The sequence below is a fragment of the Nocardia sp. NPDC004711 genome, from assembly GCF_053601595.1.
Window position 1 is genome coordinate 186215 of the sequence record NZ_JBSGCB010000011.1, and the last position, 18920, is coordinate 205134.

Genomic DNA, 18920 nt, shown 5'->3' on the forward strand with positions numbered 1-18920 from the left:
CGTGCTCGTGTTCCTTTCCGAGAAGCGTCAGATCATCACGCGCAGTGGACCCGGCGGCACCTCCACGCCCAACCCGGACATCGCCGCCGCGTGATAGACGGTGCTGCTTACATGGATGGCGTGGTGCAATCCGGCGTGCGCGTCACGCCAGAACCGTTGCAGCGGGTTGTCCATGCGCAGCGCGTTGCCGCCGGCACGGTCGAAGATCTCGTCGGCGGCGCGGACCGCTCGCCAGGCGACGCGAACCTGATCGCGGCGTACCCGCGACCGGGTCTCGAAGTCGATCTCCTCGCCACGGTCCACCAGGTCGAAGATCCGATCGACATTGGCGAGCAACTGCTGGCGAGCGGAGTCGATCTCCGACGCCGATTCGCCCAGGGCATGCAGGACGTAGGGGTCGTCCTTGATGAGAGTTCCGGCGGCGCCGACGCGGTCGCGCTGGTAGGCGATTCCGGCGGCCAGGACTCCTTCGCAGATGCCGATGGTCGCCGCGGTGATCCCGAGCGGGAACATGGTCGACCACGGCATCTTGTAGAGCGTCTCGGTAACCCCGTACTCCTTGGCCGCGGTGCCGTCGATCACCTTCGCCGAGTCCATCACCCGGTATGCCGGGATGAAGGCGTCCTTCACCCGGATGTCCTTGCTGCCGGTGCCGCGCAGTCCAACCACATCCCAGGAGTCCGGCACGATCTCGTAGTCGGACCGGGGCAGGATCACGTGCAGTCCTCGCGGCGGCATGACCGGTTTGCCGTCCTCGCCGCCGACCAGCGCGCCGAGGAAGATCCAGTCGCAGTGATCGGTGCCGGAGGAGAACTGCCAACGCCCGTTGAGTACATAGCCGCCGTCGCGGGGTACGGCGACGCCGCCGGGCATGTAGGGCGAGGCCTGCCAGGTGTCGTTGTCGGCGCCGAGCACCTCGTCCTGGACCTTCGGGTCGGCGAAGGCGAGCTGCCATGGATGGACGCCCACGATGCCGCCGACCCATCCAGCCGAACCGTAGATGCTCGCGGTCTTCATCACGGTTTCCGCGAATTCCCGTGGGTGGGCCTCGAATCCGCTGTACTTCTTGCGTTGCAGCAGCCGGATCAGCCCGGCATCCTCGAGGGCCTTGGCCATATCGTCGGGCAGCCGACCGAGCGACTCGCCTTCCTCGGCGCCGGCGCTGATCTGGTCGGCGAGGGCGACGATTTTGTCGAGCACTGCGTAAGACATCTGAGAACTCCTGGGGAAGTGGGAAATTTGGGGTCGGAGATCAGGAACCGGCGACGGCTTCCTCGCGGTTGACCGACAGATTGGGGGCGATGGCGCTACGCCCTTCGGCGAGGTTGGCGTCCACCTCGGCCTGCCAGTTCTGCAGGGCGCGTTCGGTATCGATCTCGAATTCGAACCGGTTGACCATTTCGGGCTTGATGTCCTCGACGTCGACGTAGAACTGCTCGTACCACCGGCGCAGCTGGTAGACGGGCCCGTCCTCCTCCGACAACAGCGGATTGTCGATGCGTGCCTTCTTCTTCCAGATCTGCACGTCCTGCTCGAAGCCGATCGACACGCCCTTGGCGATGGCGGCCGCGATCTGGTTCGCCGCCTCGTCGTCCACTCCGGCCGGCTTCTCCACCATCACGCCGTACTGCAACCGGAACGAGGTCGGCGTGATCGGATAGTGGCAATTGATCAGATAGATATTGGGTTCGCCCTCGCGATCACGACCCGCGCTCCACAGCTTGTCCACCATGTAGGACGGACCGTAATACGTTGCGTCCGACTGGCCTTCGGCACTGTAGTTGGTGTTCTGACTGACGCCGACAGCGTCCGCCCGGGGTCGCGACCGCATGAGCTGGTTCGCGGTGTGCCCTTCGAAGACATTGCGGAAATAGGTCGGCATGGAGTAGTGGACGTAGAAGAAATGGGCCATGTCGACGACGTTGTCGACGATCTCGCGGCAGTGCGAGTTCTCCACGTCCACGTGATTCCAGACCCAGTCGGTCCAGGACTCGTCACCGTAGGTCGGGATCTCCGGGATGGTGAGCTCGGCGGGCGGTTTACGCCCCTGCGGGTCGTTCCAGACGAACAGCTGTCCGCTGATCTCCATCGTCGGCCAGGCTTTGGTTCGCGCCAGAGGCGGCACCCGCCGCGCGTAGGGGATTCCCGCGCACTTGCCGTCGCCGCGCCAGCGCCAGTCGTGGAAGGGGCAGGCGATGTCGTTGCCCTTGATCGTTCCGTCGGCCAGGTTTCCACCCATGTGCGGGCAGAAAGCGTTGAGCACGTTGAGTTTACCGTCCTCCCCGCGAAAGACGACGAGTTCGGTGCCGAACGCCGAGACCTGATGCGGCCGACCGTCGCCGAACTTGCGAACAAGGCCCAGGCAGTGCCAGCCGCGGGCGAATCGCGCAGGCGGAACACCGCTGTCGATGACGCGGATCTTCTCGTTGGCCTCGGTCGCGGAATTCACGATACCTCCTGGTCAGACGGCTGCTGATGAGCAGCCTTTCGCGATGGGATCAGCGTCGCAGCCGGATCAGGCGGTGTGACGTGAGTCTCCTGCTGAATGGGATGGTTTCGTTCCCGATATCGCGCCGACCTTGCCGCTGGATCAGTATTCGATCGAGATCTCATCGCTGACGGGCTGGGCCTGACAGGCCAGAATGTAACCCTCGGCAAGATCGTCCTCGGTCAGAATTTCGTTGCGCACCAAGTCGACTCGCCCTTGCGTGAGCGAACAGACGCAGGCGCTGCACGCGCCCTCCCGGCACGAGTAGGGCGCATCGACTCCGGCCGCGAGCAGTGCGTCGAGCAGAGTGCGCCCCGCGGTCCACGGCACCTCTCGCTCGGCGCCGTCGAGGGACACCCGTACCCGGCAGACGACCTCGCCCGCCTCCGTCTCCTGATCCGGCTGCGCGGCGAACGGATCGCTCTGCAAAGACAGGAACCGCTCCGCATGCACTCGCGCGGGCGAGAATCCGACCTCCGCGCACACTTCGGCGGCGAGGTCCATCAGCGGAGTCGGCCCGCACAGGTAGGCGCTGCGCCCGCACAGTGGGCGCAGCAGCATCGACAGCGACCGCCGGGTGGGATACCCCTGTACCGACTCCAGCACGTGGATCACCGAAAACCGTTCGGCGAAGCGGCTTTCCAGCTCACGCAGCCCAGCGGCGAAGATGACCGAATCCTGGTCGCGATTCGCGTAGATCAGCACGACGTCGCCCGTGCCAGCGAACAGAATCGATTTCGCGATCGACATCATCGGCGTGATTCCGCTGCCACCGGCCACCAGCACGACAGACTCGTCGAGGGAAGCGGGCACGAAGGCCCCGGCGGGCGGCAAGACGTCCAATTCGTCACCGACGTGGACGGTTTCGCACAGCCAGTTGGATCCGTGGCCGCCCTTTACCCGTTTGACGGTGAACTTCATGGCCGCATCGATATGCGGCGAACTCGACAGCGAATAGCAGCGCGCCGATCCCGATCCGATATCCGGCACCCGGACGGTGAGAAATTGCCCCGGCCGGTAGTCGGGGGTTACCGTCTTGTCGACAGCTTCGACGACGAACGACCGCGCATCGGCGGTCTCCTCGATCACCTCCGCTATCCGGACCCGGACGATACGGGAATTCGGCGAGGTCGCCGCCGTGCGGCCGTCCGGTTCTGCACTCGTTTGCGTCGACATCCGCACTCCTGGTTGTGATTCGACTTCGCCCTGATCAGCGGCGAGACCCCGGGAGGGTACGGTGCGGCGGCACGCTCGGCGGGGTGGCATTCCGTTCATCGGGAGGGTTCGGCGATGGAGGGTTCACCGTCGCGATGAAATGCCCTCCGCCTGCGACAAGGCTGTTTGAAATACGCAAGCACGTGGTAGTACCGTGGCTTGGATCACAGTGACGTGGTGCCTGGCGGGAGGTCTGGTGAGAACAACAAATACTGCCGGGGTGCCGGTCTCGGTCGTCGAGCGGATATCCCTCGTGCTCGAAACATTCAACGGCGTGGGCCCTCTGACCCTGGCGCAGGTGACCGCCCGGACCGGCCTTCCTCGGTCGTCGGCGCATCGACTGCTCGAACAGCTGACCGCCGCCGGTTGGCTCGCACGCTCACCCGAGCAGACCTATGAGCTCGGGGTGAAGGCCTACGAAATGGGCCAGGCCGCGCTGAACCAGAATCGGCTGCTTCAGGGCGCGCGCCCGGTGATGCAGGCCTTCGCGCAGCAAACCGGCCTCACCATCCAGTTGGGTGTGGTCGTGGACCACAGCGACACCGTATACCTGGCCAAGTTCAACGGCCGCGCGTCCGGGCCGACGCCGACCGCCGTCGGACAGCGGGTGCCCGCGCACCTGACGGCCGTCGGAAAGGCACAGCTGGCATGGATGCAGACGACCACGAATCCTGACGTGGTGCGTGGACTCCAGCACACCAGCGGCGGCGAGCTGGTCCAGCGCACCACACAGAGCATCGCCTCCGACGCCAGGCTCGAGGAGGATCTCGCGAACGTTCGCGACCGCGGCGCCGCGTTCGATCACGGTGAGTGCTTCGCCGGAATCGGTTGTGTCGGAGTATCTATCGGCCCGCCAACGCACATCTACGGCAACTGCGCCGGCATCTCGGTCTGCGCGCCGGTCACTGCGCTGGACTACCGCAAGCTGGTGGGACCGGTGCGGGTAGCCGCCCGAGAAATCTGGGATCGATGCGTAGCAGCCGACTTGGCGTCTCACTAGATCCCACAGAACCCGGGCCGCACATCGCGGCCCGGGTCCAGATTCAGGAAGCCGTGGAGGCGGCGGCGATCCGCTCTGCCATGGCCGCGGCGGCGCGGTAGGCCATGACCATTCCGGATCCGAGCGGAACGCCCGGGCCCGGGTAGACCGGTCCGGCAACCGAGGCCGAGGAGTTGCCCGCGGCGTAGAGCCCCGCGATCACCGATCCGTCGGGTCGTTCGACGGCGCCGTCGCGATCGATGACTGCGCCGCCCTTGGTGCCGAGGTCGCCGAGGACGAGTCGTACGGCGTGGAAGCCGGAACCGTGCAATGGGCGCAGGCATGGCTCGGGCGATGTCGCACCGACGAAGAACCGGCCGAACGGGTCTTCGCCGCGACCGAAATCCTCGTCCTTCCCCTTCTCGGCAGATTCGTTGAAACGCAGCACCGATGCGGTCAACCGCTCCGCGTCCACACCGATCGCGTCGGCGAGCGTGGCAATGTCGTCGGCCGTGTGCCACAGCCCGGCGGTGAAGAGCTCCTCGCGGCTGGGCGCCGGCACGCAGATGGCGGGCAGCATGTCGCCGGGCTGATCGTCGAAGACGAACCAGAAGGAGTCGCCGTGGCCGAGGAGCATCTGCTCACGCATGGCCCGGCCCATCCGGTCGTAGGGCAGCATCTCGTTGGCGAAGCGCTGGCCGGTGGCGTCGACAATGATTCCGGCCCGCACGCCGAGCGTGAACGCGGCATGCCCGTTGGGAAACAGCGTGGCCGGGCACCACCACGACTGATCCATCAGATCGACTGCGGCGCCGACAGATTCGGCCAGCGCGAGAGCATCGCCGGAGCCGGTGTCCGGGTGTGAGGAGCTCCAATCGGTCGGCATGTCCTGCCACTTGGCGCGCAGCTCCGGCGAACGCTCGAATCCGCCCGCGGCGAGCAGGACTCCCCCGCGCGCCTGGATGCGGGATCGGGTGCCGTCGAGCCCGGTGACGACGACACCGGTCACCCGCCCCTGGTCGTCCTGTGCCAGTTCGGTGACACGGGTCGACAGCTTCAAGTCGGCCACACCCGACGCGTCGAGTGCGAGGACCATGCGAGCGATCCAGGCTTGGCCGCCGTCGAGCACCGACCGGTCCATCTCCACCGCGAACTGGTCGGCCGGCACCATCGGCCGGATATCGTCGAGCCGGTCGCCGACCTCCGCGGCCTCGATCGACTGCGCGAAGATGCTGCGCCCGTTCGCACTTCGGCCCGGGGCGTCGTAGTAGTCCGGGAAGGGCCGGTGCTCGAGCGGGATGCCTGCCGTGTTCTCCAAGAATTCAGCCACGCTCGGGCCGGTCTCCAAGTAGGCGCGCTGCAGCTCGGAGCTGGTGCGGTCGCCGACGAGGGCCGAGAAGTAGGTCAGTCCCTGCTCCACGGAATCGTCGACGCCCTGCCGGGCGAGCACGTGGTTGCCCGGAAGCCACACGCTGCCACCGGAATACGCGGATGTCCCGCCGAAGCGGTCGGTCTTCTCGATCACACAGGTCGACAGGCCGCGGTGGGTGGCCGCAAGGGCTCCCGCGAGGGCGGCCCCACCCGAGCCCACCACTACAACGTCGTACGCACTATCCCAGGTCATCGCCGACTCACTCCATTCTCTGGTCCGGGCGTGAACGGCGTCACAGTAAGGGCCGGATGTCCCCTCCGAACCCGGCCCTCCCGCTCAATGGCAGCGTTGCTACACAGGTTCGGCGGGTGGGCCGACGACCTCGATCAGGTACCCGTCGGGATCGCGGACTGCGCCGATGGTGCGGCCCGCATGCTGGATGAGCACCGTCGCGGGCATCTCCTCGACGCCGCCGTGCGCGCACGCGCGGGCCAGCAAGCCCGCGACGTCGGAAGTGTTGAGCACCAATTTCACCAGCATGTTGCCGTGGTCCGGTGCGCTCTGGCCCGCTCGTGGCGCGAGCAGCTCGATGCCCGCGGTCCCGGCCCGCAGGATCACCACGTCGAATGCGTCGGTGGAGAAGGCCCGTTCCTCGGCGAATCCACAGCCCTCGGTGTAGAACGCGGTGGCCGCGGCCAGATTGGAGACCCGTAAAGCGGTGAGCGACAACGTGATCGGCGACGTGCTCATCGTGTCTGCGATCCGCCGTTGAAGTCCAGCGTCTGCCCGGTCATTCCCCCGGCCTCGTTCGAGGCGAGGTAGGCGCAGAATGCCCCGACTTCGATGGGGTCACCGAGGCGGCCGATCGGAATTCCGGCGATGAGTCGCTCGATCTGCTCCGGTGGCATCTTCTCGACGAGATTGGCCTGCAGGCCGAGCGCGACAATATTGGCGGTGACGCCGTACTGACCCGTCTCGGCGGCCAGGTGCCGGATGAAGCCCTCGATGCCGCTCTTGCCGGTCGCGTACATCGACACGTTGATGTTCTGCCCGGTGCGGGCGCTACCCGACGAGATCTGCACGACGCGACCCCAACCGGCGTCACACATCCCGTCGATCACCGCTTTGATGCAGTTCATCGCGCCGTAGATGTTGAGATCGATGGACGGCGGCCACTGCTCCGGAGCCAGTTCCCGAAACGGCTTCGCAACCCGGTCCTCGGCGACCCCCGCATTGTTGACCAGGATGTCGACGTGCCCGCCCAGCTCGGCTTCGGCCGAGCGCACGGCCTCCACGGTCGCCGCGTAGTCGGTGACGTCGAATGCCCGGACGATCGCCCTGTTGCCCTCGTCTGCAATGGCCGCCGCCACCCGCTCCGCACGATCGGCGTGCAGATCGTTGACGATGACGGTCGCCCCCTGCCGAGCGAGCACGGTGGCGATTCCCTCCCCCACGCTCTGCCCCGCACCGCTGACCAGGGCGATTCGCCCATCCAACTCGAACACGAGAGTTCACCTTTCGTCGATTCCGCCATCACTACCGGGGATGGCGTCCCGTCCTTGGCAGACTCGCCGAGCGCGGTCCACATTGTCAATCATTATTGGATTTTATTTTGGATCCAATCTGCTACGGTGGCGCTCATGACGACCGACACACCCGTCGACGCCCCGTCCGAACCGCCGGTCCTTACCGAGTTCGCCGACGGGGTCGCCCAGCTGACCCTCAACAATCCGCGGCGCAAGAATGCGATCAATCTGGAGATGGCCGCGCTCATCGACGAGTTCTGCACTCGCGTTGAAACCGATTCCGGTATCGGGGCCGTGGTGGTGCGCTCGGTCGGCGAGTACTTCTGCAGTGGCGCTGACACCAGGGATCTGGCGGCATCCTCGGCCGATCCGGCCTCACCGGAAGCCGTGCGCCGCACCTCCGCGGTGTACGGCGCGTTTGTCCGGGTGGGTTCGCTGCCGGTTCCCACCATCTCCCGGGTCGTCGGCGGGGCGGTCGGCGCCGGGCTCAACCTCGCCCTGGCCACCGATCTCATGGCCGTCACGCCGGAAGCGCACCTGGACAGCGGCTTCCTCGCTCGCGGAATCCATCCCGGCGGTGGGCATCTCGCGTTGCTCGGCCGTGCGGTCGGCTGGTCGGGAACCATTGCGCTCGCAGCCTGCGGGCAGTCGCTCACCGGCTCCGAAGCCGTCGCGCGAGGGCTGGCCCAACTGGCGGCCGAGGAGCCCGAACTCGATGCCCGTATCGCTGAGCTCACCAAGCCCGCCGCCGCCGACCCCGAACTCACCCGCCGCATCATGAGCAGCGCCCGCCTCGAGCTCGGCCCGCCGGCGGTGAGCTGGGCCTCGGCGCTCGAGATCGAACGCGGAGTGCAGATGTGGTCGATGTCGCGCAAGGGACAGGCGTCGTGGTCGTCGCGGGGTCCGGGCCGATGAGCGAAATCGCAACCGTGCCAGGCACTTCCGAAGCGACATCGGGAATCGACCTGCTGCGCGGGGAAATCCGGGCGTTTCTCCGCTCCGAAATCGACAAAGGCTCCTTCACCCCGGCGCCCGACAACTGGATGAGCGGATTCGACCCCACTTTCAGCGCCGAGCTGGGGCGGCGCGGATGGCTCGGTATGACGATGCCCGAACGCTATGGCGGGCAGGGACGCTCGCTGCTCGAACGTTTCGTCGTCACCGAGGAGCTGCTGGCCCACGGCGCACCGGTCGCCGCGCACTGGATCGCGGACCGGCAGATGGCGCCGGGCATCCTCGCCAATGGCACCGAGGAGCAGAAGCGACGCTATCTGCCCGGCATCGCCGCGGGTGAACTGTTCTTCGCGATCGGCATGAGCGAACCCGATGCAGGATCGGATCTGGCCGCGGTGCGAACGAGAGCGGTCGCCGACGCCGACGGATCGTGGACGATCAGCGGGACCAAGGTGTGGACCACCGGCGCGCACGTCGCGCACGCGATGGTGCTGCTGGCCCGCACCGACGGCAGCCCCGGCGACCGTCACACCGGTCTGTCGCAATTCCTGGTCGATCTCGACCACCCCGATATCGAGGTGCGCCCGCTACGCAGCATCGACGGCGGCCGTCATTTCAACGAGGTCGTCTTCCACGACGCCCGCGTCAGCGCGGACGCCCTGCTCGGACGCCGTGGTGCGGGCTGGGCACAGGTGATGAGCGAACTCGCCTACGAACGCTCTGGGCCCGAGCGCTATCTGTCGACGATGCCGCTGCTGCGGGCCTGGGCGGAGAACTTGCGCCATGCCGGAGCCACTCCGCGTCAGCGCACTGTTCTCGGTGAACTCACCGCGCAGGCATGGGCATTGCGGAGGATGTCGCTGGCCGTCACCGCCGAACTGACCGCGGGCCGTAGACCCGATGTGCTCGCGGCGATCGTCAAGGATCTCGGCTCGACCTTCGAAGGCGATGTGGTGGAGGCGATTCGCGCCTGCGCCGACGTGCAGCCCCGCCGCGACGGCGGCGACCCGTTCGCCCGATTGCTGGCCGCCGCCGTCCTGCACATCCCCGCGTTCACCCTGCGCGGCGGAACGAACGAGATCTTGCGCGGAATCGTCGCGCGTGGAATGGGACTGCGATGACTCATCCGAATGCCGAACTGGTCACGGCCGTGACCGAGATGATCGATCGCGTCGGAATCGACACGGCCACTCCGGCTGTCGGCCTCGATCAGGCAGTGTGGGACGCGCTGGCCGAGGCCGGATTCACCGAGATAGGCATCCCCGAAGCACGGGGCGGCAGCGGCGGCACGACAGCCGATGCCCTGTCGGTGGTGCACGCCGCCGCCGAACGGGGATCGAACACCATGCTGATCGAGCACACTGTATTGGCCGGACCGCTGCTGGCCGACTGCGCCGGCACCGCACCGACGGGACCCAGCACCGTGGCGATCGCCGATAAGCGTTGCGGCGTACGCGAAGTCGACGGCGTCCTCGTGCTCGACGGCGTCGTCACCGGCGTCGTGCACGGGCGCGACGCCGCCCGCCTCGTCGTACTGTTCGAGCCCACGGCCGCGGGCGAGCGCGCATCGATCGCGATCGTCGCCACCGACGCCGCAGGGGTCCACGTGCAACCTGGAACCGATCTGCTCGGCGCGGCACTCGACGACTACCGGTTCGACTCGACGCCCGTGGAGCTGTACGTCGAATCACCGTTCGGTGCAGCAGAACTCGAAGAACGCGGCGCTCTGGCCTATGCGGTGGCAATGGCGGCGACCGCCGGCGCCGTGCGCGACCGCACCCTGCGCTACGCCGCCGAACGCATCCAGTTCGGCCGTCCGCTGGCCAAATTCCAGGCCATCCAGCAACGTCTCGCTGGTCTCTCCGCTCGCGCCGCGCTGATGGGCGCCGCAGCCGCTGCCGCTGCCGAGACTGTTGACGGCGCCTCTCTACAACGCCGAGCGGCGATCGCCGCCGCGAAGGTGGTGACCTCGGTATCGGCTCGCGAGGTCGCCGCCGCCGCGCATCAGATCCACGGGGCGATCGGATTCACCGCCGAGCACAGCCTGGGACGATTCACCACCGCCCTGTGGGGTTGGCGAGAGCGCCACGGATCCGAGGAGTACTGGTCCGGTGTGCTTGCCGGTCAGATCCTCGACGAGGGAGCCGACCTGTGGGATGTCGTCGTCGGCGCCGAAAGTCCCGTCGAACACACTGTCGCAGAAGGAAATTCACTATGAGCACCATCTCGCCCGTCCTCGCCGAGACCGGCGACGAGGTACGCGTCGACGGGCGCGCGGCCTGGCGCGCCGCGGACACCGCCACCGGCAACGGAGTGCTGACCGGCCTGCGCGTGCTGGACCTGAGCCGCGTGCTGGCCGGCCCGTACACCGCTCAGATGCTGGCTGACCAGGGCGCCGAGGTGATCAAGGTGGAGGCACCCGCGGGCGACGAAACCCGAGGGTGGGGACCGCCTTTCGTGGATTCCGGCACCAGTAGCGCCTATTACGGCAGCCTCAACCACAGCAAGGACAACATCTGCCTGGATCTGCGCGCTCCCGAGGGCCGCGAGATCCTCGGCCACCTCCTCGACGGCGCCGATGTGGTCATCGAGAACTTCAAGGCGGGCACGATGGCCCGCTGGGGATTCGATTTCGAGACGGTGCTCACCCAGCGGCACCCGAAGCTGATCTATTGCCGCATCACCGGATTCGGAGTCGACGGCCCGATGGGCGGTCTGCCCGGCTACGACGCGGTGCTGCAATCCTTCGGCGGCCTGATGAGCATCAACGGCTACCCCGACGGCAACCCACTGCGTGTGGGCGTGCCGATCGTCGATATCGTCACCGCCAACCTGGCCGTCAACGGCATCCTGCTCGCACTGCTGGAGCGCGACCGCAGCGGAGAAGGGCAGCTGGTCGACATGACGCTGCTGGACGCGGTCATCTCCGTCCTGCATCCGCACGCGGCCAACTGGATCGCCAACGGCACAGTCCCCCGGCGAACGGGCGATTTCCATCCGACCGTGGTCCCCTACCAGGTCTTCCGCGCCGCCGACGGCGACTTCTTCGTCAGTGCGGCCAATGATCGTCAATTCCGTTCGCTGACACAGACTCTCGGGGTCCCCGAGCTCGCCGACGACCCGCGCTTCGCGTCCAACGCGCAGCGATACGCCCACCGGGAGGACCTTGTCGCGCTGCTCGGCGAGCGGATCGCCACCTGGACCCGGGCCGACCTGGCCACCCGCCTGGAAGCGGCCGGTGTCGCGGCCAGCGCGGTGCATACCGTCGACGAAGCCCTGCGGTCCCCGCAGGCACGCCATCGCGACCTGTTCATCGAGGAACCGGACTATCGCGGCGTCGGGGTGCCGATCTCACTGAGCCGCTCGCCCTCCCGGCGGCCGCGCCCCGCGGTGCCACGCGGCGCCGACACCACCGTGGTGCTGGCGTCGATGGGATACCCCGCCGAGCGGATCGCCGACTTGCGTTCGGCTGGTATCTTCGGAGACCCGTGAGCAGCCCAATCGAAAGTGTCACGCAGACGGATCCAGGCCGCGGAGTCGGCCAGGCCGCCGTGCGGGTGGTCGCGGAACTGGAACGGATGATCGTGACCGGCGAATTGTTGCCCGGTCAGCCGATCCGTCAGGTGCTGATGGCCGATCGCCTCGGGGTCAGTCGGCTGCCGATCCGTGAGGCCCTGCGCCATCTGGCCGCGGAAGGCCTGGTGGAGCACGAACATAATGTGGGCTACACGGTGGCGCGGCTGCAGCAGTCGGACTTCGACCAGATCTACCTGATGCGAGCCGTCCTGGAACGCGAGGTGCTGCTGTCGCTTCCGGCGTTTCCCGCCGAGGTCCTCGCCGAGGTCACCCGCGCCGCCGAACTGGTGGTCGAAGCCGCCCAGCAGGGCGATGTACTCGCGATGCGACTACAGAACCACGCCTTCCATTTCGCGATCTTCGAACGATCCCCGCTGAATCTGGTAGTCGCCGAGATCCGCCGCCTGTGGACGTTGGCGATGCCCTATCACGCCGCCTACCTGTACGACCCGGCCGCGCGCGCTCGCGTCGTGGCCGAACACGACCAGATGATCGAAGCGTTGACCCGCCACGACAACGCGCGGCTCGTCGAATTGATGAACGAGCACCGGCGCGGTGGGGAGACCAGTACCGGGATGATGTTGCGCGCCACGCGTTCCGCAGCCGATCCCGCCGTTCCGAGGAGTGAATCGTGACCGTATCGACCGGATATCAGTCTTACCGCTTCGCGTGGGATCCCGACGTCGCCGTCATCGTGGACAGGGTGCGGGTGGGCAAGTCCGGCCCCATGCACGCCCTCGGCGTCGAGGCTGCACGCAGCGCCCTGGAATCCATTGTGCGCCCGCCGGGTCCGCAGATGCGTACCGTGCGCGACACCTCCTTCGACGGACCGCACGGCGCCGTCCCGGTCCGCGTCTACCATCCCCTCACCGCCCCGGAAACCGAAGCGCCCGCGCTGGTTTGGTATCACGGCGGCGGGATGATCATGGGCACACTGCAGTCCTTCGACCGGCTCGCTCGCGATGTCGCCGATGCGACCGGGGCGGTGTTGTTCAATGTCGACTACCGTCTCGCGCCCGAACACCGCTTCCCGGTGGCCAACGACGAGGCCTACGCCGCGTTGCGCTGGGTAGTCGACACCACCGCGGACTGGGGCGTCGACCCGGCCCGGATCGGGGTCGGCGGCGACAGCGCGGGAGGCGGGCTGGCAGCGGCGACCGCCTTGCGCAGCCGTGACGAGAGCGGCCCGGCCATCGCCCAGCAGGTGCTGTTCTATCCCGGCGTCGAACGCCGCACCGACCGGCCCTCCATGCGCGAATTCGGCGACTCGCCGTTCCTCACCGCTGAGGACATCGACTGGATGAAGAGCCTCTATCTGGGCCCGGATCCGGCAGCCGACAACGCGTATGGTGTTCCGGCACTTGCGGATTCCCTGGCCGACCTGCCCCCGGCTGTCATCGCCGTCGGCTACGCCGACCCGATCCGCGACAGTGTCGAGGCATACGGCGATCGCCTACGCGAGGCCGGCGTGCCGACGGTGCAGATGCGCTATCCGGGTGTGGGCCACGGCTTCGCCATGCAGGCTCCCTCGGTTGCCCGTGGTCGGGCGGCGATCGCGGAGGTGGGTGCGGTGGTTTCCGCACGCTTCCGAATGGGGCGCTGATCGGCGGCCGATGCCGGCGGAAAGCAGTGAAGGCGGGCCGATGGTCCGCCTTCACTGCTTTCGAACGGCTGCTCAGCTCCGCACCGGAGCCAGCAGCTTCTTCAGCGGAATCGTGACGTCTGCCAGCGCCGCCGGGCCGGGTCGGTGACCACGGCTCAACGCCGCCCGCAGAACCACGAAATCCGCGGGCGAATTCAGGCATTCGGCGGCGACGAGGGCATCGTCGGCGAAGTACAGGGCCACCCGCCGCTGCGGTCGATGCGGATCCACCCGGACCAGCATGGAAGTGTGTCCGCCGATCAGGCCGACGATCTGCAACTTCTGATCGCCTTGATCCGACCAGAACCACGGGGCGGTCGGCTGCGGGGAAGGCTCGCCCAGCAGCACCATCGCGGCCCTGTTCGCCTGCTCGATCGCGTTGTCCACCGATTCGAGCCGGTAGCGGACACCGGACCCGGACACGTGCGTCGCACAGTCACCGATGGCGAGCGTCCAGCCGTCGGAGGCCAGACACTGTTCGTCGACCACGATCCCGCCGTCGCGTTCCAAACCGAGTTGTTCGGCGAGCTCGGTGCGCGCCTCCGCGCCGATGCCCACCACCACCGTCGCGGCCGGGATCTCCCGGCCGCTCTCGAGTCGCACCGCGTGAACACGGTTGTCGCGGTGCGTGATCGAGACCGGAAGGTCCCCGAGCACGACGTCGGTCGCCATCGCCCGATGGGCGGCGAGCAGGGTCGCGGCCGTGTCCGCACCCACCGCCCGGGCCAGCAGCCGCTCCCCCGCCTCAATCACGGTCACCTCGGCACCGAGGGCGCGCGCGGTGGCGGCGACCTCCAGACCGACGAACCCGCCACCGATGACGACAACGGGCCCGGCGGGCACCCGTGCGGCGAGTGACCGGGCATCGTCCAGATCACGCAACACGAGCACATCGCGATGATCGGCGCCGGGCAGCCGCAGCCGCCTCGGCTGTGCCCCGGTGGCCAGCACCAATCGATCGAATCCCCGGATCACCGCGTTGCCCTCGCGGCGGAATCGCATGGCGACACCGTGCGGTATCCGCTCGACGTACTCGACCCGAGCCCCGGTGATCAGCTCTATCTTGTTGTCCCGGTAATGATCCGGTTCCCGCAGCAGCACCGATTCACTGGTGGCCTTGCCCTCGAGCCACGCCTTCGACAGCGGCGGGCGCTGATACGGCAGGTGCGGTTCGTGCGAGATCAGCGTGAGCTCGCCGGTGTAGCCGCCGCCACGCAGGCGATCGGCGAGCTGTACTCCGGCGTGGGAGGCGCCGACCACCACGATGCTGCGCGGCCGCACCGACACTCCCGGCTCGTCTTTGGATGCGCCCATCGTTCAGACCTGCTCGTCGGGGATGATGACGTGCAGGTCGAGTCCGTCCGACAGTGTCAGCTGGCACGACAGCCGGGAATTGTCCTCGCGATCGGAGGCCGTGCAGTCGAGCATCTCGTCCTCGTCCTCGGAGGGCTCCGGGAAGTACCGCAGTTCCGCGGGCTCGAGATACACGTGGCACGTCGCGCACGACAAGGTCCCGCCGCACTGGCCGACGATGCCGTTCACGCCGTTCTTGACTGCCGTGGACATGACCGAATCGCCTGCGGCGCCGTCGACGACCCGCACCGCGCCGTCGGGCTGGGTGTAGAACACTTTGGGCATCGATACGCTCCTACCAGGTCACCGGTAGATCGACGATCGGCTGAGTGAGGTTGTCCTTGTCGACGACCGCCTCGCCGTCGAGGGCCAACCCGGGTAGCCGCTTGAACAGCTCGGCGAGACCGACCTGCATCTCCATCCTCGCCAGCGGCGCGCCGAGGCAGTGGTGCAATCCGTAGCTCAGAGTCAGATGCGGATTGTTGCTGCGCGTGATGTCGAACGCGTCGTCACGGTCGAGGGCCACCCCGTCGTGTGCCACCGCCGCGGGGTCGAACAGCACGGCCTCGCCGCGCGCGATCACCTGACCGTCGATCTCCACGTCCTCGGTCGCTACGAACGGCACCATCCCGCCGCCACCGGCGACCTTGTTGCCCAACGCCATTCGACCGTGGCGAAGGACCTCCTCGACCGCGGTGGGCGCGATGGTGTCCGGATCCCGCAGGAACAGCTCGAGCTGGTCGGGATTTCGCAACAGCGAGAGGACGCCGGCGCATATGAAGTTGGCCGTGTTGTCGAAGCCGCCGATGATCAGTACCAGCGCGATCGGAAGGATCTCACCGTCGGTGAGGCTGTCGTCCTTGTCGCGGGCATTGGCCAGATCGCTGAGCAGATCCTCGCGCGGGTTCTTCCGGCGTTCCTCGATCAGCGCCATCATGTACACGACCAGTTCGGTCATGTTGGCGACGGCTTCCTCTTGGGGCATGTTCGCCACCGCGAGCGTCGCGGAACTCCATTTCTGGAACTTCGCCCGGTCCTCCGGCGGCACACCGAGCAGGTTGGCCAGCATCTGGATCGGCAGCGCGACCGCGTAGTCGTGCACCAGGTTCGTCGGTGCGCCCTTGGCGACCATCTCGTCGATGAGCTGGTTGGCGAACTCGATCGCCGAATCCCGCATCGCCTTCACCCGTTTGGGCGAAATGGAGCGCTGGACGAGTTTGCGCAGCTTGGTGTGGTGCGGAGGATCCTCGAATTGCAGTGTGGTCCTGAGGAAGTCGGGGAATTCGACGAAGTAGGGCACCACGCGCTCGCCGGTACGGAACGGTTCCCGGACGAAACGCGCGTCGCTCAGCATCTGGCGAGCGGCGGCATTGCGGTGGATGACCCAGACGTCGCCACCGTAGGGCATGGTCATCTTCGTCATCGGCCGCTCGGCGGCGATGGCCCGATACCGGGCGACCGCGTCCTGCGGCGGCACCGGTTCGAAGGGGTAGTCGGTCGGCGTGACCGTATCGGTTGTACTCATCAGCGGAATCCAGTCAGGAGTGCGGGGGCGGATCAAGAGACCGGCATCTGCGCCGGAGCGACGACCTGCGGCGTGGCGTCGGGGGTGATCGCCACGATCTCGTCGATCCGTTCAGCGACGGTTTCGACGGTCAGGCCGGGATCGTGGATGCCCACGGTGTTGACCAGCGCCAGCCGGTTCACGATGCCGCCGGCGACATTGAACACCTCACCGTTGATGTTGCTGCTGGGGTGCAGCAGATAGGCCACCACCGGAGCGATGTGCTCGGGCAGCAGCGAGGTGCGCATGTACTCCATGATCTCCGGGGACAGCGTGTCGGCGGCGGCTTCGGCCATCCGGGTGCCCGCGCCGGGAGCAACCGCGTTCACCTTGATCCCCTTCGCCAGACCTTCGAGTGCGAGGTTGCGGGTCAGGCCGAATACCGCGCCCTTGGAACCGCCGTAGTGCGACATTCCCGGATTGCCCAGCATCGCTTGGGAAATGGTGTTGACGATGCTCGGCGCTTCGGCCTTCGTCAGGTGCGGCCACGCCGCCCGACACACACGCAACGTGCCGAAGTAGTGCACATCGAGATGGCGTTGGTACTCCTCGTCGGGCACCTCGTCGAACGGCGCGGTGCGCACGATGCCGGCGTTGTTCACCACGCTGGTCAGCCCTCCGTAGTGGGAGACCGCCGTCTCGACGAGGGCGCGAGCGCCGTCCTCGGTGGCGACGTCGGCGGCGCAGGCGACCGCTTTGCCACCGGCGGCGGTGATCTCGGCGACCACCTGCGCGGCGGGATCGTCACCGTCCACGCCGGAACCGTCGATGCGTGCGCCGAGATCGCCGACCACGACCGAGGCGCCACGAGCGGCGAGCAGCAGCGCGTGCGCCCGGCCGATGCCCCGGCCCGCGCCGGTCACGATAACGATGCGGTCGCTGAAATCCAGTGTTGCCATTGTCTTTTCCTCGAGCTCTGTGAATTCGGTGGGCGGGTCAGGGGCGGGTGTAGCCGCCGTGCTGCGGCACATCCGCCACCCAGATGCCGCCAAGCGCTTCCCGGGCGGACTTCTCGAAGTCGAAGACCTCGAAGCCGGCGGTCAGGTAGAGGGTGCTGCGGTCGTCGCCGCCGAGCAGGCAGGCGGAGGCGATGCCGTTCTCCAGGGGCAGCGGAACCGCGTCGGTGATGCCCTCCTCGGTGAAGCGCACGACAAAGCCGCCGCCCGGCAGGGCCGCCCACACGCCACCTTCGGCGTCGAGGCCGATCCCGTCCGGCATGAAGGGGCAGGCGGCGAATTGCCGAGGATTGGACAGCGCGCCGTCGGCGGCGCGATCCATCACGGTGATCTTGTATGCCATCACCTCGGCGGTGTAGACCCGGGTGCCGTCGGCGCTGATGGCGATTCCGTTGGCGCACAGCAGCGGACCGACCTTCTCCGGGGTCCCGACGGTGCCGTCCGGCTCCACCACGATCAACGGTGACGGCGTGGGTTCCTCGCCCTTGAACAGGTCGAAACCGAGCTGTGTGATGTAGGCACGGCCGTCGGCATCGACCACCATGTCATTGGCGGCTGCGGGGCAGTGCGCAGAGATGTCGGCGTACACCGACAGGTCCTCGGGTCCCGCTCCGCCGTGGATCAGCACCAGCTTCTCGTGCATCGATACCACGATCAGCCGACCATCGGGCAGCCAGCCGAATCCGCCCAGCACGATCGGGACGTCGGTGTCGGCGGCCCGGGCGTTGGCGTCGATGACGACGGTGGCGTTGCCGTCCGCGTCCAGAGTCTTCAGCGTTCCGGTGTACATGTCCGAGAACCAGAAGGTGCCCTCGTGCCATCGCGGGCACTCCGGCCAGGAATATCCGGTCGAGATCCTGCGAGCCTCGTGGGTCGGGGCTTTGGCCGCGGCCACGGCCGTGGCGACGATGTCGACGGGATTGGTCATGATGGGCCCTCCAGCAACGGTGATAGGGACGGAAAGTCGGTGTGACCGTGGCGATTTCGATGCCGCGGCACACACCTGCCACGGCTACCGGCGGATGCGACGGCGATGGCTTGCCAGGTCCGGTGCACCGAGTTCACGGCGGTGAACTGCGTCACAGGTGCATGGCATGTCAGGACGATAGGTTTCCGCGATCCGCGTCAGCCGACGCTCTCCCATTGAGCGGGAGAGCTCCATGAGGGCGTTCCGCCGACCACGTCGTAATCGCTCCCGGGACGTCGAATCGGCGCGGCGCCAAGCTGCCGTGACCATGCCAAGGCCCTCGATCCCGGCCACAGGATCGAGGGCTGTCTACGACGGATTCACAACG

At 67.4% G+C, this 18920-nt stretch carries 18 protein-coding genes; 7 read left to right on the forward strand and 11 right to left on the reverse strand.

The genetic code is table 11. The features are described 5' to 3' along the window. Positions 1 to 27: 27 nt before the first annotated feature. The 3 genes from ACWEKS_RS13515 to ACWEKS_RS13525 form a co-directional block, all read right to left on the reverse strand. On the reverse strand, positions 28 to 1212 hold the full coding sequence (locus ACWEKS_RS13515) for an acyl-CoA dehydrogenase family protein (RefSeq protein WP_452340334.1): 1185 nt from the start codon (positions 1210 to 1212) through the stop codon (positions 28 to 30). A 40-nt stretch (positions 1213 to 1252) separates the two neighbouring features. After that, entirely contained in the window at positions 1253 to 2449 is a 1197-nt protein-coding gene (locus ACWEKS_RS13520; protein ID WP_452340335.1) for a Rieske 2Fe-2S domain-containing protein, read from the reverse strand. 141 nt (positions 2450 to 2590) lie between these two features. Beyond that, the gene (locus tag ACWEKS_RS13525) at positions 2591 to 3664 is read right to left on the reverse strand and encodes a 2Fe-2S iron-sulfur cluster-binding protein (RefSeq protein ID WP_452340336.1); all 1074 of its coding nucleotides are present in this window, start codon (positions 3662 to 3664) and stop codon (positions 2591 to 2593) included. A gap of 235 nt (positions 3665 to 3899) precedes the next feature. Between ACWEKS_RS13525 and ACWEKS_RS13530 the strand changes: the two genes are divergently transcribed. Next, positions 3900 to 4703 (forward strand): IclR family transcriptional regulator, encoded by an 804-nt coding sequence (locus tag ACWEKS_RS13530; protein ID WP_452340337.1) that lies wholly within the window; start codon positions 3900 to 3902, stop codon positions 4701 to 4703. A 43-nt stretch (positions 4704 to 4746) separates the two neighbouring features. On the opposite strand, the gene ACWEKS_RS13535 is transcribed toward ACWEKS_RS13530, so the two are convergent. The 3 genes from ACWEKS_RS13535 to ACWEKS_RS13545 form a co-directional block, all read right to left on the reverse strand. Continuing rightward, a complete protein-coding gene (locus tag ACWEKS_RS13535) occupies positions 4747 to 6306 on the reverse strand; it encodes an FAD-dependent oxidoreductase (protein ID WP_452340338.1) in 1560 nt (519 codons plus the stop codon). Between the two features lie 99 nt (positions 6307 to 6405). Next, positions 6406 to 6804: a VOC family protein gene (locus ACWEKS_RS13540; protein WP_452340339.1), complete on the reverse strand. Its 399-nt coding sequence runs from the start codon at positions 6802 to 6804 to the stop codon at positions 6406 to 6408. Beyond that, positions 6801 to 7559 (reverse strand): SDR family NAD(P)-dependent oxidoreductase, encoded by a 759-nt coding sequence (locus ACWEKS_RS13545; protein WP_452340340.1) that lies wholly within the window; start codon positions 7557 to 7559, stop codon positions 6801 to 6803. The genes ACWEKS_RS13540 and ACWEKS_RS13545 overlap by 4 nt, the downstream gene beginning before the upstream one ends. Positions 7560 to 7694: 135 nt before the next feature. Between ACWEKS_RS13545 and ACWEKS_RS13550 the strand changes: the two genes are divergently transcribed. Genes ACWEKS_RS13550 through ACWEKS_RS13575 form a run of 6 tightly spaced genes read left to right on the forward strand, consistent with a single transcriptional unit; the run spans position 7695 to position 13713 of the window. Then, the gene (locus tag ACWEKS_RS13550; RefSeq protein WP_452340341.1) at positions 7695 to 8495 is read left to right on the forward strand and encodes an enoyl-CoA hydratase-related protein; all 801 of its coding nucleotides are present in this window, start codon (positions 7695 to 7697) and stop codon (positions 8493 to 8495) included. Then, the gene (locus tag ACWEKS_RS13555) at positions 8492 to 9655 is read left to right on the forward strand and encodes an acyl-CoA dehydrogenase family protein (protein ID WP_452340342.1); all 1164 of its coding nucleotides are present in this window, start codon (positions 8492 to 8494) and stop codon (positions 9653 to 9655) included. Before ACWEKS_RS13550 ends, ACWEKS_RS13555 begins: the two co-directional genes overlap by 4 nt. Continuing rightward, the gene (locus tag ACWEKS_RS13560; RefSeq protein ID WP_452340343.1) at positions 9652 to 10752 is read left to right on the forward strand and encodes an acyl-CoA dehydrogenase family protein; all 1101 of its coding nucleotides are present in this window, start codon (positions 9652 to 9654) and stop codon (positions 10750 to 10752) included. Before ACWEKS_RS13555 ends, ACWEKS_RS13560 begins: the two co-directional genes overlap by 4 nt. Then, positions 10749 to 12026 carry a CaiB/BaiF CoA transferase family protein gene (locus ACWEKS_RS13565; protein WP_452340344.1) on the forward strand — a complete coding sequence of 426 codons (1278 nt, stop codon included), beginning with the start codon at positions 10749 to 10751 and terminating at the stop codon, positions 12024 to 12026. The genes ACWEKS_RS13560 and ACWEKS_RS13565 overlap by 4 nt, the downstream gene beginning before the upstream one ends. Further along, positions 12023 to 12745, forward strand: coding sequence for a GntR family transcriptional regulator (locus ACWEKS_RS13570; RefSeq protein ID WP_452340345.1), 723 nt, complete (start codon positions 12023 to 12025; stop codon positions 12743 to 12745). The genes ACWEKS_RS13565 and ACWEKS_RS13570 overlap by 4 nt, the downstream gene beginning before the upstream one ends. Beyond that, on the forward strand, positions 12742 to 13713 hold the full coding sequence (locus ACWEKS_RS13575) for an alpha/beta hydrolase (protein WP_452340346.1): 972 nt from the start codon (positions 12742 to 12744) through the stop codon (positions 13711 to 13713). Before ACWEKS_RS13570 ends, ACWEKS_RS13575 begins: the two co-directional genes overlap by 4 nt. 72 nt (positions 13714 to 13785) lie before the next feature. Here ACWEKS_RS13575 and ACWEKS_RS13580 read toward each other — a convergent pair whose 3' ends face one another. From ACWEKS_RS13580 to ACWEKS_RS13600, 5 genes are read right to left on the reverse strand one after another with little or no spacing between them, the layout of a single operon-like run. Further along, a complete protein-coding gene (locus ACWEKS_RS13580; RefSeq protein ID WP_452340347.1) occupies positions 13786 to 15066 on the reverse strand; it encodes an NAD(P)/FAD-dependent oxidoreductase in 1281 nt (426 codons plus the stop codon). 3 nt (positions 15067 to 15069) lie between these two features. Continuing rightward, the gene (locus ACWEKS_RS13585) at positions 15070 to 15390 is read right to left on the reverse strand and encodes a 2Fe-2S iron-sulfur cluster-binding protein (RefSeq protein WP_452340348.1); all 321 of its coding nucleotides are present in this window, start codon (positions 15388 to 15390) and stop codon (positions 15070 to 15072) included. Positions 15391 to 15400: 10 nt separating this feature from the next. Beyond that, positions 15401 to 16630: a cytochrome P450 gene (locus tag ACWEKS_RS13590; RefSeq protein ID WP_452340349.1), complete on the reverse strand. Its 1230-nt coding sequence runs from the start codon at positions 16628 to 16630 to the stop codon at positions 15401 to 15403. 32 nt (positions 16631 to 16662) lie between these two features. Then, the gene (locus tag ACWEKS_RS13595) at positions 16663 to 17568 is read right to left on the reverse strand and encodes an SDR family NAD(P)-dependent oxidoreductase (protein ID WP_452340350.1); all 906 of its coding nucleotides are present in this window, start codon (positions 17566 to 17568) and stop codon (positions 16663 to 16665) included. Between the two features lie 37 nt (positions 17569 to 17605). Then, complete coding sequence (locus tag ACWEKS_RS13600) at positions 17606 to 18553, reverse strand: SMP-30/gluconolactonase/LRE family protein (protein ID WP_452340351.1); 948 nt, start codon at positions 18551 to 18553, stop codon at positions 17606 to 17608. Positions 18554 to 18920: the final 367 nt, after the last annotated feature.